This is a genomic window from Stenotrophomonas sp. DDT-1 (assembly GCF_001580555.1).
Lineage (GTDB): Bacteria > Pseudomonadota > Gammaproteobacteria > Xanthomonadales > Xanthomonadaceae > Stenotrophomonas > Stenotrophomonas sepilia.
This window is the reverse complement of sequence record NZ_LEKR01000011.1, coordinates 15,301-29,387: the sequence shown is the minus strand read 5'-3', so window position 1 is coordinate 29,387 and position 14,087 is coordinate 15,301. Positions and strand designations below refer to the sequence as shown.

At 61.7% G+C, this 14,087-nt stretch carries 12 protein-coding genes; 11 read left to right on the top strand and 1 reads right to left on the bottom strand.

Features of this window, described 5'->3' with window-relative positions:
• The first annotated feature begins 53 nt into the window (after window positions 1-53).
• The 10 genes from AB839_RS07760 to mobF all read left to right on the top strand — a co-directional run bounded on the left by AB839_RS07760 (window position 54) and on the right by mobF (window position 12,285).
• Window positions 54-1,118, top strand: coding sequence for a hypothetical protein (locus tag AB839_RS07760; protein WP_232503858.1), 1,065 nt, complete (start codon window positions 54-56; stop codon window positions 1,116-1,118).
• A 65-nt stretch (window positions 1,119-1,183) separates the two neighbouring features.
• Entirely contained in the window at window positions 1,184-1,516 is a 333-nt protein-coding gene (locus AB839_RS07755) for a hypothetical protein (protein WP_061478914.1), read from the top strand.
• A 23-nt stretch (window positions 1,517-1,539) separates the two neighbouring features.
• A complete protein-coding gene (locus tag AB839_RS07750) occupies window positions 1,540-4,521 on the top strand; it encodes a TraM recognition domain-containing protein (protein WP_012480688.1) in 2,982 nt (993 codons plus the stop codon).
• Between the two features lie 86 nt (window positions 4,522-4,607).
• Window positions 4,608-5,132, top strand: coding sequence for a hypothetical protein (locus tag AB839_RS07745; protein WP_061478969.1), 525 nt, complete (start codon window positions 4,608-4,610; stop codon window positions 5,130-5,132).
• A 137-nt stretch (window positions 5,133-5,269) separates the two neighbouring features.
• On the top strand, window positions 5,270-5,473 hold the full coding sequence (locus tag AB839_RS07740; RefSeq protein WP_012480686.1) for a hypothetical protein: 204 nt from the start codon (window positions 5,270-5,272) through the stop codon (window positions 5,471-5,473).
• Between the two features lie 227 nt (window positions 5,474-5,700).
• On the top strand, window positions 5,701-5,928 hold the full coding sequence (locus tag AB839_RS07735) for a hypothetical protein (RefSeq protein WP_099475959.1): 228 nt from the start codon (window positions 5,701-5,703) through the stop codon (window positions 5,926-5,928).
• 416 nt (window positions 5,929-6,344) lie between these two features.
• On the top strand, window positions 6,345-6,791 hold the full coding sequence (locus tag AB839_RS21870; RefSeq protein ID WP_230548553.1) for an ankyrin repeat domain-containing protein: 447 nt from the start codon (window positions 6,345-6,347) through the stop codon (window positions 6,789-6,791).
• Window positions 6,769-8,643, top strand: coding sequence for a helicase HerA-like domain-containing protein (locus tag AB839_RS07725; RefSeq protein ID WP_061478913.1), 1,875 nt, complete (start codon window positions 6,769-6,771; stop codon window positions 8,641-8,643). Before AB839_RS21870 ends, AB839_RS07725 begins: the two co-directional genes overlap by 23 nt.
• Before the next feature lie 21 nt (window positions 8,644-8,664).
• The gene (locus tag AB839_RS07720; RefSeq protein ID WP_012480682.1) at window positions 8,665-9,387 is read left to right on the top strand and encodes an HIRAN domain-containing protein; all 723 of its coding nucleotides are present in this window, start codon (window positions 8,665-8,667) and stop codon (window positions 9,385-9,387) included.
• A 63-nt stretch (window positions 9,388-9,450) separates the two neighbouring features.
• Complete coding sequence (gene mobF, locus AB839_RS07715; RefSeq protein WP_061478912.1) at window positions 9,451-12,285, top strand: MobF family relaxase; 2,835 nt, start codon at window positions 9,451-9,453, stop codon at window positions 12,283-12,285.
• Here mobF and AB839_RS07710 read toward each other — a convergent pair.
• Complete coding sequence (locus AB839_RS07710) at window positions 12,275-12,730, bottom strand: GIY-YIG nuclease family protein (RefSeq protein WP_012480680.1); 456 nt, start codon at window positions 12,728-12,730, stop codon at window positions 12,275-12,277. The two genes, mobF and AB839_RS07710, sit on opposite strands and share 11 nt — an antisense overlap.
• Window positions 12,731-12,869: 139 nt before the next feature.
• On the opposite strand from AB839_RS07710, the gene AB839_RS07705 reads away from it, so the two are divergent.
• The gene (locus AB839_RS07705) at window positions 12,870-13,652 is read left to right on the top strand and encodes a hypothetical protein (protein WP_125893882.1); all 783 of its coding nucleotides are present in this window, start codon (window positions 12,870-12,872) and stop codon (window positions 13,650-13,652) included.
• Window positions 13,653-14,087: the final 435 nt, after the last annotated feature.

The following is a 14,087-nucleotide window of genomic DNA, read 5'->3' as shown; positions in this document are numbered from 1 at the left end:
TGCCCGGGTGTCGCTCGATGCTCGGGCTTCCTTCCCCCTTCCGAGGAGCCCACATGACCCCAGAAGAAAAGAACCAGAGAATCCTGAAGCGCAAGCGCGAAGAATTGCTGAAGCGTGCCAACGCAACCCCGACCGCATCGCCCACGCAAGAAGAGCGGCTGGTTTCCGACGGCATGAAAGAAAACCTGAAAGCGGCCAGTCACTGGGCTGGAGTGATCAGCAAGCGCACTGCCGAGTTGACCCAGAAGGGCGTTGCTGCCGCTGCAGAGAAGGCAAAGGAAGCCAAGGCACAGCTGGACGCGAAGCGCGCCCGGGAAGCCCAGGAACATCGTGCTGTCGAAGAGAAGCCTCAAGACGCTCCGCTCACCTTGGAGGAGGAAATGTTGGTTAGGCAACTGACGTCCGATGCAGCTGCACCGGTTCTCGTAGGAGCGGGTGATAAGGGAATGTGCACCGTTTGGGAGCTGGTTGATGAATTTGGAGAGCCCGGCGCACAGGTTGCAGATGGATTGGGTGGCCCTTCGGTGGACGCCAAGGCGTTGAGCAATGAAGATACGGCAGCCTTGGTCAAGCTGTCTCAGCAGGACGCGGTGGAAGTCCTGTCCGTTTCCGCGGGGCCTGAAGGGTCCAACCGGCCCCCGGAGGCCGCGTCACCAGAGCAGCCAGTAACTCCAATCCAACCCAGCCCCCGCTCTCGTTTGCCTTGGGTCTTGACCGGTGTGGTGGCGGTGGCATTGGTCGTGGGGGCGATCTACTTCTTGCTTGGGAAGAACAACCAAGTGCCTCCAAGCACACCGGCTCCCATGGCACCGGTTGCCACTCCAGCCGCTCCCGAGCAGTTGCCCGAGGTGGTGGAAGTCCCCGTGGTTGCGCCTGCTCCAGCAGTGCTTTCAGAACAGGCCAAGCCAGAAGCCACGATCGAGAAACCCGCACCTGTCGCCGCTCCCCCGGTATCGACGACAGCGCCAATTGCGCCCCAGCCAATGCCTTCGCCGAAACGTGCAACCGCCCCATTGCCGAGGAAGCCCCCCGCACCCGCCGCCGAACCGCGGAACGACTGGCAGCAAAAAGCCAATGCAGACCTAGACGCTTGGGCGAAGAAGTCGGGGATCGACTGATCCCCCTTGCGCATCCGCGGATTCGATCTAGAAAGAAGTGACCTACTCACGAATAAGGGGGAAGCATGTTCAAGTGGCTGTTCACGCAATACCGGGAGCCCGGAAAACTTCATTTCGGCTCAAAGTGGCTGAACGTGCACGGGCGCTTGTTCCTCGGCAGCCCTGAATCGTTTGGCATGGGCCACCTGAGCGAAGGCGTCCGCCGCACTTTCTACTACTTGCGCGCCGATCGCAGGCCTCCGGTCAGAGACGACGCCGCGTATGACGCATGGACCAAGGATCGGCTCTACGCGAGCAAGGTTGAGCAGGTCGCAGAGCGCTGGGTGGCCAAAGCGGGCTTTCTGGCGTGCGCGCCGCTTTGCTTGGTGCTTGCCGTCTTGGCGCATTGGCTTCGTTGAATTGACAGGGGAGGGAGACAGAGATGGCAGCAATCAGTTTGTTCAACGTGCTTGACTGGACGAGCGGCCTGGGGCGCAAGTTCCGCCGGAAGAGCGGCGAGCCTTGGAACGTGAAGGAAGAAATCATCGTCAGATCCGCCGAGGAGTATGAAAACCTGGTGGGGCGCTTTGACGTGACCGATCGCGTTCGCAGTCGAGAGCTCGATGTGCCAGAGGCTGACCGGGATTTCGCGCTGGAGTGCGGCGCCGTCTGGGACGAGAACGCCCAGGGGTTCAAGGTGCCCGACGGACGCAGTGAGGACGAATTCCAGGAGTGGTGGCCGAAGGTTTCGGAAGATTTGCGCGACACCCAATCGCGGATCATCACGACGAAGCTTGGACGGCGTGCCGAGGGCTTCTTGCAGGGCAACGACATGGGGCAGGGCGGCGACAGCCTGGCCACTCCCTTGATGTATCTCGCCTTCCCCGTGATCGGCGTTCTGGCGACCTTCCTAGTGAGCCTCATCGGCTGGGCAGGCTGGGCCGCGCTGCTGCTGACCATTCCATACTTCATCGCCCTCAAGCAAGGCGAGGGCATGAAGGAGGCCCTGAAAGCCCTGGTGCTGCTGCAATGGGTTCCGATGGCGCTTCAGTTCATGGTCGGCGGCAGCAAGGGCGGCACCGAGGTGGCAATGCAAGCCGGCGGCATGGCTGTGTATGCCCAGATGGCCAAGACCTACCTGTGGTGGGCCTTTGGCTTGGTCGGCATCCTGTTTGTGGTTTGCTTTGTGGCGGCGGCCTCGCACCCGCACCGGGGCGTCATTGGCGGGACAGCCGCGCGCTTCATTCAAGCGATGAAGTGGGTGGGGCTCATCTTTGCCACACTGGTGGTCGCCAAGGTCCTGCCGTTTGGCTTGGGCGAGGCGGCGCCTTACGTGCTGGCATGCATGTATGCGATGCAATACGCCGAAGGCAACTTTGTCCAAAACGCCGCCCGGCTTTACCTGCAGAACAACGACAACAACCTGGCCACCCAGGGGGCGCTGATCAACGCGCACGTCAAGGCGCGTGAACAGCAAGCTGAGGCGGCACTGCGGGACAAGACCCCGCTGATCACCATTGGGCGCGCCACGGGACACCTTTCCGACAAGGGCTATGGCTACTCGCCCGACCTGGGCACCGTGATGATGTTCTCGTGGAGGGATTGTCAGCAGGGCCTGCTCGTGTTCGGAGCCATCGGATCTGGCAAATCCTTCGCCGCGCTCAGACCCATCGCTCGTCGGTTCCGTAGAGCCGCTTTGGCGATGGCATGTGTGGCGCCAGGCCACGCAGATGCAAGGGAGCGCTTGAAGCAGCAGAAGCTTGCCGGCGGTGGCGCGCTCATCGCCGACGGCAAAGACGGGGCGATCATCTCGGACTTGGAAGGTTTGTTCGATATCGTCGTCAAACCCGGGATGCGGGTGGCGCCATACGAGGGGTTGGCGCCCGATCAGGTCGTCCGGGCATTGCGCGGTGCAGCCGGTGGGCGAGTGGACGAGAAATCCAAGCTTTGGACGGACGGCGGTGACGCGTTTCTCTACCACACCGGCATCATCCTTCGTGCGCTCGTGGATCACGAGATGGCTTACAGGTCTTGGTGTTCGGCCAAGCTGGAAGGGCTGGAGCGTGCACAGTTGGACGCGGAGTTTGAGCTGGTCAAACAGCGCAAGCTGGACGAGGACGTGGCCGAGACTGAGGCATTGCTCGAGCGCATCGCCGAGCAGATCGCCATCCATCGAATCCCTGTGAGCGACGACAGACAATGGCAATACACGCCATTCCACCACGCCAAGTTGTTGTCCATTGTGGAACGCGTGATTCCCGCCAGCCCCGCGCCTCGTGCCAATGCAAAGCTGATGGAGGTGGTGAAATACTTGGGCTTGGAAGAGGCGGACACGAGCCATGACGAAGAAGGGCGGCTGGCCTACGCGGCCTACCTGCAACAGCACCGCCTTCGTCAAGAGAGCGCTCCGCAGACCATCCACCCGGATCTCTTCCGTCCCATGTCTCAGCTGCAGAGCTCGCTGGAATGGGCGTTCCTTGAGATTCCCGCGATGCATCCGGAACAGAGGCAATCGTTCACGCTCAACTCACGAGGGCTGCTGGAGAAGCTCTTGCGAGGCGAAAAGCTGCGTGACAGCAGAACGGACATGCCATGGCACTCGATCGAGAAGGGCGAGGTGGACGTGTCCGATGCGCTCTACGGAGCCATGGTAGGCCTCTTCTTGCCCCCGACCCAATTCGGTGAAGCGGGTGAAATGATGATGCGCCTGCTCAAACAGCGGGTCATGAATGGAATCAAAGCGCGTGGTGCATTCGGCGACAAGTGGCGCGAAGTGTTGCCTGGGCAAATTGAAGTGATGTTGATGATGGACGAGGCCCACCTGCTGTTGACGGCCGATGACATCAACCTGTTCTCCGTTTCGCGCTCGCTGGGGTTGATGCCCGTGCTTGCAACGCAAGGGTTTGAGAGCTTGGTCAACGCCTTTGGGTCGGTCAACGAGGCGGAGCTGATGGCCAACACGATGCAGTCGGTGATCGCGCTAAAGTGCTCGCACAACACCCACGAATACCTGGAAAAGCGGTTCGGGCAGGCCACATTGACCACCTTCAAGCAGCGCACCCGGGGCATCGACTACCAAGGCGGTATGAACAACTGGCGCCACTCTGTGCTCAACGACCCAGATCATGCATACGCGTCCGCCTACGACAAGATGCGCATGGAAGGGGCGGGGCGGTTGACGGCTTCGCGCATCGACGCCGTGACGGGTCGCCGCTGGCGGATTGGATCGGAGGACACGCTGGGCCAAGACGAGATCGCGCGCGACATCGACATGCCCACCGGGGGCAAGCGCGAGGTGCAGCCGCTCTTCCTGCAGGAAGAATACTCCGCTCTTCTTGAGCCCCGCGGTCACGCCATCGTGGCGCTGAGCCGTGCCGGCATCAAGCGCTTCGACCTGGCGGAGCTGCTGCCCGACGCGGATTGATGCGGATAGGCGAGGGGGTTTGCCCCCTTGCCAAACCTGCGGATTGATCAACGATGAGCCTATTCACCCCAGCGGAGGAAACAAACATGAGCAACACCCTCTCCCAACCCATCGAAGAAATGACCGAGCTGCGAGCACTCCAGGCGCAGCGCAACGAGCGGCTTCTGGGCGATCGCCCACCGCCCCAGAAGGACAGCGCGGCGCGGGCAGACTTCGAGCAGAACGTGGCCCAAGACCAAGCCGCCATCGAGCAACGCCGACAGCGTGTTCTGGATTGGGCAGAGAAGGCCTCGCCCGATCAGATCGCTGCGCTCCAGGCAAAGATCCAGGAGGCCGACAAAGCCGTTCGTGATGCAAAGCCGGACGACAAGCGCGAGCAGGTGGTTCATGCGACCGTTGCGCAGTGGCGGCAGCAACGCGGGGCCCAGCGGGAGGAGAGTCCTCCCATGTTGACCCGTGAGCAGCGGATGGAGAACGGACCTGGGCGCCTGGGATACGCCGATTACGCCCGCAGTTCGTTGAAGGAGGCGGCTTTCATGAAGGACTACGCTGCAAATTACGATTGGGAGAAGCACCAAAAGCAGGCCCAGCCGAACGTCTTCCGACAGTAATCTTTACCGATGTTCAGATCTGCCCGGTTCTTCGCAGAATCGGGCATTTTTGCGTCTTGACGTCCAGTTTTATGGTGCTTTACTGGTTAAGTAACGAGTAGGTAGACCTACTCATACAAACCCCAGGGAGAGCCACCATGTCCACGTTGTTCAATGCCCTCAAAGACTTCGCTTTCGAGAACGCGGTCCCACTGCTGACCGGCTTGTTCCTGCTGATCGCGGCCTTCGCAACGGCTGTCCTCGCCTACCCTCCGGCCGTTCCGGTTCTGCTCAAGGTAATGGCCATAGCGGCGGTGGGCTTTGTGACCATCGGGGTGGTGGTCCAGAGTTCCTTCCGGTGAGCAGGCGGCGCTGGCTCAAGCTGCGCGCGCGGTGCAGGAAGCGTTGGCGCCGGTTTGACTGGGAGGGGTTTGATCTCTGGTTCTATCCCGCGCTGATTTTCTACATGTTGGGTTGGGTCGTCTTTGGCCCGCCCGACAGCGTTTAACCCGTTAGCCCACTAATTCACCAGCGATCGAGCTGGACCTTTCCGATGAGGCACATCGGCTTACCACTGCAGGAGGACCCGATGAATATCAACAACACCAACTTCCACCGTTTTCCCGACGTTGCTCCCGAGCATTTGAGTTCTTTCGCCTTGGTCGGCGGGTATGTGGATTCCCAGGTTCTGGCTGGAAGGAGCTTGGACGGTGTGCTTCAGGAACTGGACAGCAGTAGCCCAGGGCAGAAGCTCTGGCATGACACAGAGATTCTTCGGCATTTCAGTGTTGCGGTGGCTACTCGCCTCAACAGCTAACACGTTCTCTTGACGGTCGCGGATTCGGCTTTACAACAATGGAGATGGACATCCAAGAATCTCTGTTGCGCCTCTTGCGTCCCCTGGGCCTCCAACGAGCGGAGGCCTTGGCGGGCGCGCTCGCGCGCGAAGCCGGCGCGTCCAAAGGCCTTCACGATTCGCAAGTGTTGGCGCGTGCCCACGCCCTGAGCGTTGCCCCTGTCGAGGGTCGATTGGGCGATCTGGTTTGGCAGGTGCGCCAGCGGGAGCACGATGGGGCACCGCAAGTGGACCTGCGTTGGGGCTTGCATCGGCTGGGGTTGGACGCACCCTCACGGGCCTCCACCCGGGACCTGGTGCGTGCTTACGAGAGGCGCTTGGCAGACCGTAACGAACCGATGGTTTACAGCACCCTGGCAGAGAGGGTGGCTGGGTCCATGGCTGAGCACACCTCGCTCTTCCAAGGCATGGCGATGGCGGTAGAGGAGGCGCGGGCTCGGCGGTCGGACGCAAACCGGTTGCGGGAGAACGCACCGTGGCAGGGCTGGCTCGTGGGGGCGTCCCGGGCGGGCCACGAAGCAGCACTGCTGGCCTGCATCGGCATGGGCGCAGACGCCCGGCTGCCCGATGCCAGCGGCAACACACCACTGCATCATGCGGCCCGGTTTGGTCACTTCTCGCTGGTCACGCCTCTGGTCGAAGCCGGCGCCGACGTGGCGGCCCTCAACGCCCACGGGTGGGCGCCGCTCCACCTTGCCGCCCTCCACAAGCACGCCCGGGCCTGCCTCCACCTGATGGCCCACGGCGCCAATCCTGAGCAGCCAGGGTGGCGGGGGCGGACCCCAACGCGCATGCACCGACATGAGCAAACCCAAGCCCTTTGACGCGCTGGGCGACGTGCCCGGCAGCGTTGCGCCTTCCCAGCCGGTCCGATACTGGCACCGCGCCGTTCTTGCCGGTGCATTCGTTTTTGGCTTGGCCTACGTGGGGAGCATGGGCGTTGCCTGGCTCATCCCGAATCCCGATGGCTCGCTCATCCGCTTCGCCGATGCTTTGAAAGGCGGTCTGGTGACCGCCTACCACTTCCTGACCGTCGGCATCTCGGCTCGCGCCCCGGCACGGGAGTTCATCGAACTGGTGTCCTACCATCACCCAGTGGCGACGTGGTCCCGGATCGGGGTGTCGCTTCTGCTGGCGGCGGGCCTCGGTCTGCGGGTGTTCCTCAAGGCGACCGAGCCGGTGAGCAACACCTGGCACCTGTCCGGACCGCGGTTGTTGGAAGGAAAGGAGGCCGTGGACGAAGCCCGGCACCGCTCGGTAACCCCTAAAGACGCCGAGGCGGATCCCTTCGCCCTGTCCCTCCACCCCGATCTGTTGCTGTCTAAAAAGCATTGGGCGCGCCACGTCCTGATCACCGGCTCGGTGGGGTCGGGCAAGAGCGTCATCCTCAAGCACATCCTGGAACAACTGACGCGAAAGAGGGACGCAAAGCTGTTCCTTTACGACATCAAGGGTGATTTCACGTCGATTTTCAAAAGGCCCATCATCGTGTCGCCCTTCGATGCGCGCTCCCACGTGTGGGACGTCGCCGCCGACGTGCGGACCCCGACCCAAGCGGCGGCGTTCGCCGCCTCTCTCATCCCAGAGGGCGACGGGAACGCCAAATTTTGGAGCATGGCCGCCCAGGACTTGTTGATTGGGTGCGTGCGCGAGCTCCAAAACACCCGGCCTGGCGAGTGGGAATGGCCCGATCTGGCGGCCTTGGTGCGCCGCCCGGCCGCGGAGATGGCCGCAGGCATGCGCCCGCATTACCCCCGCGGTGCCGCACTGGTGCGTGACCCGGAGAGCCAAACCACGTCCAGCGTGCTGTCTTCCCTGGGGGGCTTCACCCGCCTTATCGACGATCTGGCCACCGCATGGCCCAAGGTTGGCAAGCGCCGTTTCTCGATGACCGAGTGGATACGGGACGACTACAACGGGCGCAAGCAGGTCATTGTTCAATCCGGACCGGACCCAACCCTGACGAAGGCCTACATCGCCGCCATGATCAACGTGGCCGTCCCGGATCTCATTGGGCCGGGCTTGCCGGACGACGAGGGCGGGCGTGGGCTCTACTTCGTGTTCGACGAGCTGACCAGCGCCGGGCGCTTGAACATCGATCCCTTGCTGGCGTTGGGGCGCAGCAAAGGCGTGGTGGCCATCATGGCGGTCCAGGATCACTCCCAGGTTGAGCTGGTCTACGGGGACAAGACCGCGCAGGCCCTCTCGTCCCTGGTGGGCACCCACGTGGTGTGCCAAGTGCAGATGGGAGCCACCAGGGACAAGCTGGCCAGCCAGCTCGGCAAGCGGAAAATCGCGTGGCGCGGGCACGAGAACAAGGCCCAGGTCCACGAAGAAAGCCGCGCGTTGGTTTCCAGCGGTGAGCTCACCGACCGGCTGGGTTTCCGCAAAGGCAATCGCTACGGTCCCGAGAAGTGGGGCATCGAGGCGATCGTGCAGATGGGCGGGGACGTGCTGTTGCTGACATGGCCCGGGAAGAGCCATCCAACGGTTCGCGAGGGGCAGGTGGCCGCTGCGTGGACCACCAAGCCAGCCGGACCTGAAGGGCCGTCGCCGGCAACGTCCCCTTCAAACGCTGGCGCGTCGGCCTTCCCAACCACCGCCGAAGGCATCGATGCGGTGCAGCGGGTGTTGACCATGACACCCGAGGAAGTCGACGCGCTATTCTCCCGTTGAACACCATGTAGGGAAGCAAGTATGGCAACGATCACCGTGCCGATTTGGAAGCCAGTCGCCAAATACGCTGTGAAGGCAGCCTTGACCTCGCGTTTTCGGGAGGAGCTGGACGAGGTGGCCAACAATCGAAAGGGCTCCACCAGTCGGATTTTTACTTTGGTCGTCCTGTATCCCGATAACACCAACACGGCGGACCAAAACGCGGTGGCCGTCATGACACAACAGGCGCCACCCAGGATGCTTGGGTATTTGCCACGGGAGGTGGCCGCAGAATATCGGCAGCGCATGGCTCAGGCCGGCTACGAACACATGGTGTCTGCGTGTGAGGCGGTTCTGTCCGGCGGGCTGGTGACCACGGACAAGGTTTACGACTACATCTTGGAAGTGGACCTGGACATGTCCATCGACCCGCATCCGGATCACCTCGTCACTCATCCCGAGATGGTCCGCCATACCGCTGACCCGGAGTTCAAGAAGGACACCGATGGGGCATATCGCTTCAAGTGCTGGATCCCGCACGATGCGGTGGGCCACCTCCATCCGAAACAGCGCACCAAGGGTTGGACCACGGACTCCTGGACCACGGTCAACTACTACCTTAGCAACGCGCAGAGCATCGGCTTGGGTTTCAAGGTGCTTTCGGTGCCCAAGTCCAAGCACGCGGGAGTCTTCGGCGAAGAGCCAGTAACCGCCGTCGTGGAGGAGATAAAACGCCGTTGGGTCACGCTGCGCCTGGAGAAGTAAACCCCCCTTGCGCATTGGTGGTTTTCTGGGACCTTGGTTCAATCAACGTTCCAGGAGGTCCCTGTGATCAATTGCACCCGCATCGATGCCCGCGGCCACAACAAGCGCAACGGCAACATGTTCGACTACATGCTGGCCACCGAGCGCCTATCCATCGACAGCGCCGTGGCTTACTACGCGGGCAGCGGTCCTGATCCGAGGCAGACGCTCAATTGGGGCGGCAGCCTTGCCGCCGAGCTCTGCCTGGAAGGGCAGCCGGTCACCCGCGAGGTGATGGAAAAGCTGGGGAAGGGCTTTTCACCCACCGGAAGGCCGTTGTGCAAAAACGCGGGCAAGGAGGCCCGATTGGTCATCAAGACGGATCGATGGGGAAACGTGCGGTTGGACGACGACGGCAAGCCGATGGAGAAGTGGGAGGGCGGCCACCGGGTGGGGTTCGATCTGACCATTTCCGCCCCCGGGGACGTGAGCGTGGCGTTTGCCCTTGCGGATGAACGCGAGAAGCTGGCCATCTTGGAAGCGCACCGCCAGGCCTGCGCCGTGGCGATGCGCTACATCGAGAGCAAGGTAGAGACCCGGCGCGGAAGAGCGGGGAAAGACGTTATAGACACCCAGGGGTTGGTGTGGGCAGCCGCCGATCACACAAGCAACCGGAACGTGCAGTGCGATTTGCACACCCACCATCTTGTCTTTGGTGTTTCGAAGGGGGAGGACGGCCGTTGGGGCACGTTTGATGCCATCGAGATCTACCGCCACCGCCATGCGGCCGATCACCTCTACAAGGCCGAGCTCTACAGCGCGATGAAAGCGCTGGGCTATGGGATTCAGCGGGAGCGCGAGGTGGACGTGATAGGGCGCGAGACGGGCCAGATTCTCACCACGATTGCCGGCATCGACCGTGAGCTGGTGCTTCAGACGAAGACCCGCCGCCAGGAAATCCTGGACTACGTCAAAGAACACCCCAACGCCAGCCACGACGAGGCCTGCAAGGCCACCCGCAAAAAGAAGGAAGAACCGCCCTTCGAGCAGGTGGTCAAGGACTGGCAGCAAACCTTCGCCAACATTGCCCGAGAAAGGCCAGACCTGGTTCCCACCACCCAGTCGCTCAAGCAGACCCAAGGCCAGCACCTGGACCCGCATACCTTTGACGAGGTCTTGCAGCGCATGCACGAGAACGAGGCGATGTTCTGCGAGCATGACCTGGTCCGGGAGCTGGGGATGGAGTTCGCCGGGCAAAAGAACGCGGAGGAGATCCTCAAAATGGTGAAGGAGTTCACCGAACAGGACGACCTGGTGCGCGTTAAAGCCGAACACCTCCACAAAGACGACCGTGGCACTCGTTTGGCACGCAAGCACCGGGAGGATCGCTTCTGCGCCACCTGGATGGTCGAATGGGAAGCCGAGATCATCCGTCGTTCGAAGGAGCGGGAGAACGAGACGGACCTGAAGCTGTTCCGCTCCACCGTAGACCGGGAAATCGCCGCCTATGAGAAGCGAAAGGGGTTCACCCTTACCGAAGAGCAGAAGGCTGCCATTGGTCATTTGACCCATGGAACGGCAGGTGTCGGCGTTATGTCAGGGTTGGCCGGGACCGGCAAGACCACCGTGGCCGAGGTCTACAAGCAGTGCTTCGAAGCCGAAGGAAAGCAGTTGATGGGCTTGGCCGTGTCGGGTAAAGCCGCGGCTAAGCTGGAAGAAGAGTCCGGCATGCTCTGCATGTCGGTTGCAAAGTTCTTTTCCCAGCTCCGGCAGGGCAAGGTTGCTCTGACGAAGAATGTTGTGGTGGTGCTCGATGAAGCCGGCATGGTGGCTACCGATGACACCTTGAAGCTCATGACCTACTGCCAGGGGGTCGGTGCCAAGCTTGTCATGCAGGGAGACAGTGACCAGCTTCAGCCCATCGCTGCGGGCAACGGCTTTGAGCTGGCGAAGATTGCCTTGGGCGACACGAAGCTGACCGAAATCCGCCGGCAGAAGAACGCCGGTGACCTGATCACTGCCAACAGCTTCTACGAGCGGGACCACCAGGGGAAGGTCAAGGACATGCGCCGCGGGCACCGCAGCCGCCAAGGCACCCTCGATATGGGTGCGCAGACCCTTCGCAATCTCAAGGAGAGAAATTGCATCGACGACTTCGGCACGGAAAAGCAGGCCATCAAGGCGTTGGTGGACGACTACCTGAAAGACCCCACCCCGATGGACGAGAAGTTGGTTCTGGCCCACACGCGCTCTGAAGTCAAAGCCCTCACCACGGGCATCCGAAAGGGGCTCCAGGAGCAAGGCGTGCTGGACAAAGAGGAGTTCACCTTCCGCTCGATCGTAAAAGGGCAGTGGGAGGACCTGACGCTCTCCCGCCGCGACCGTGTGATGTTCACGGCGACCAACAACGACTTGGGCGTCATCAACGGCACCGAGGGCACGGTTGAGAGCATTCGGAAGGACAAATCCGGTGGCTACGACCTGGTGGTGCGCATCGACTCTTCGAACCCGAAAGAGGACGGGCGCATCTTGAAGTTCAACACCAGCGAGCACAACGCCTTGGCCCACCGGTATGCCATGACCGTTCACAAGGCGCAGGGGCAGGGGAAATCCGAGGTTTACCACCTGGCCACGAACATGGGCATGCTCGACCAGCAGTCGGCCTTGGTGGCGTTCACCCGCCTCACCAAGGGCAGCTACCGCATGTATACGACCGACGAGATGATGGAGCGCATGGCCGAACGGCTGGGAACCGAACGGCACAAGGAAATGGCGCTGAGCGTCGGCTTGTCCGAGACCCAGGCTGCTCCGGTGCGCAACCTGGTCCAGGACGTGGAAGAGCTGTTGGCAGGATTGAAACCGCAAACCCAGGTGCCAATCACAAACGCGGAACGGCGCGAGATGAGGCTTACCCGGTGACGCATCGGGCCAGTGTCAATACGCTGATCACCACCACTACCCACGGCCACCACCCCACGCGTTCGGAAGGCGCTTTGACCGGTGTTCCCAGCTGCCACCGCCGTTGGTGGGCCAACCCGCGCACGTGGGCCGTGGCCCGCCGGTGGGGGTTGACCACGATCCCCGGTGGCTTGGCGTAGATGCGCCATCCCTCCCGGGAGGCCTTCACCCGCCACGCCTGCTCATACGCCTCGGTTTCCGCCCGGGTGGCTGTCACCACCTCCAGCGCATGGAACCGGAAGGGACGGTGCCAGCCGCCTTTGGGGGAGCGGTGCTGCTTCTCCCGCTGCTGGGGGTTTGAGCTTTGGCCGATGTAACAGCCCCCGTCGTCGAACAGCAGGGCGTAAAGGGTGCGGGGCAGGGCGTGATACTTCTCGCTGCGTCCCAGGTTGTGGCGGTGGGTCATGGTCTCTCCGTGAGTAAAACGACCCACTCACGAATAGATCAGAATTTGAAGTTGGCAAGCCTGCTGCGAAGGACGTGAGAGGCCACACGTCGCTTGCGTGTAATCTCTTCGCAGTTCATGGCGAGCATGGGGCGGGCGAGTGACCTTTAAGTTCCCGGTTGGACCTTCCAAGGGGCGTTGCAACATATGCGGGCAGGAAACCGACCTGACCGAAAACCACGTGCCACCCAAGGCGTGGGCTCAAGGCATCGCTCTGAGGGTGTCCAGCGTCGCCGACGCAATCAGTGGAGAGAAGAAGCCGCGGTCCCACAAGATGCCCAATGGTGTTTGCTTCAGGAGCATCTGCAGGACCTGCAACGGCTCGGTGCTTTCTCGATACGACAAGGCACTTGTATCGATGAGCCGGCAGGTGACGGAGATCTTGCGTGATCGAAGCAAGGTCACCTACAACCAGAGCATCCGCATCCAGCCGCAGCTTGTGGCAAGGGGAGTTCTGGGCCACTTGTCATCGGTGGGCTTGAATCGCTACGACGAACGCCACAGCCAGCACCTGTTCGATGACCGGTCAGATCTTCTACGCCAGGTTCGGCTTCACTACTGGGTGTATCCCTACAGTGGTCGAACGGTTCTTCGCGACTTCGGGCTGGGCATCTTGGGCGGGAAAGGCAGTTCGGCGATCTATGTCCTGAAGGCCTATCCGCTGGCCTTTGCAATGGTCTGGAACAGGGACTTTCAGTTCGAGGACTGGCAGCCGCAGAGCTTTGACCCGTTCGCTGGGTTCGAGCCAGACCAAGAGGCGAACCTCCCGCTGGAGTTCGTGGGCCTGCCGGGACAGGTTTGGCCAGAGCACGTCCAGGGGAACACGTTCGCGCTCCTTCATTCCGATGGTGCGTTCGTGGCAACGGAGAAAGGACGGGGCTAGGTTTGGGCGGTTTCGGCTCTTCCGGAGCGGAGGCGCTGCGGATAGCAGCAGCGTTCCAAAGAAAAAGCCCGGGCTGGGCCCGGGCTTTTCATATCGGTCAACGGGGAGCATGGCTCACCGCGCGTTGACCTGTGTAATGTAAGGAGCGCGCTTGCTCCTACAGCAATTGTCGTGTCGTAAATCACCTTGAAGCCCACGCCAAGGGCTCTGCAAAGCGGGTGTTTCTTGAAGCGTGTTGCGAGCGTGTTGCTGTTAGTTGTTTCTTTATTCATTGAAGTGTTCCTGTAATTGTTAGTGCTGCATGTGTCATCTTCCTTTGCGTCGTGGTTGGTCAACCATTCCCTGACGGCTTCTAGGGCAATGGCAAGCATTGGCGTGAGTAGTGCTACGACAGCGGTAATCACTGCAGGCGGGATTGTCAGTCCGGCTCCTACA

What these genes read in the sequence shown, in the direction of transcription:
- AB839_RS07725 (WP_061478913.1), top strand. Translation starts at nt 6,769, where the DNA reads ATGAGCAAACCCAAGCCCTTTGACGCGCTGGGCGACGTGCCCGGCAGC.
- AB839_RS07750 (WP_012480688.1), top strand. Translation starts at nt 1,540, where the DNA reads ATGGCAGCAATCAGTTTGTTCAACGTGCTTGACTGGACGAGCGGCCTG.
- AB839_RS07740 (WP_012480686.1), top strand. Translation starts at nt 5,270, where the DNA reads ATGTCCACGTTGTTCAATGCCCTCAAAGACTTCGCTTTCGAGAACGCG.
- AB839_RS07745 (WP_061478969.1), top strand. Translation starts at nt 4,608, where the DNA reads ATGAGCAACACCCTCTCCCAACCCATCGAAGAAATGACCGAGCTGCGA.
- AB839_RS21870 (WP_230548553.1), top strand. Translation starts at nt 6,345, where the DNA reads ATGGCTGAGCACACCTCGCTCTTCCAAGGCATGGCGATGGCGGTAGAG.
- AB839_RS07755 (WP_061478914.1), top strand. Translation starts at nt 1,184, where the DNA reads ATGTTCAAGTGGCTGTTCACGCAATACCGGGAGCCCGGAAAACTTCAT.
- AB839_RS07735 (WP_099475959.1), top strand. Translation starts at nt 5,701, where the DNA reads ATGAATATCAACAACACCAACTTCCACCGTTTTCCCGACGTTGCTCCC.
- AB839_RS07760 (WP_232503858.1), top strand. Translation starts at nt 54, where the DNA reads ATGACCCCAGAAGAAAAGAACCAGAGAATCCTGAAGCGCAAGCGCGAA.
- AB839_RS07720 (WP_012480682.1), top strand. Translation starts at nt 8,665, where the DNA reads ATGGCAACGATCACCGTGCCGATTTGGAAGCCAGTCGCCAAATACGCT.
- AB839_RS07710 (WP_012480680.1), bottom strand. Translation starts at nt 12,730, where the DNA reads ATGACCCACCGCCACAACCTGGGACGCAGCGAGAAGTATCACGCCCTG.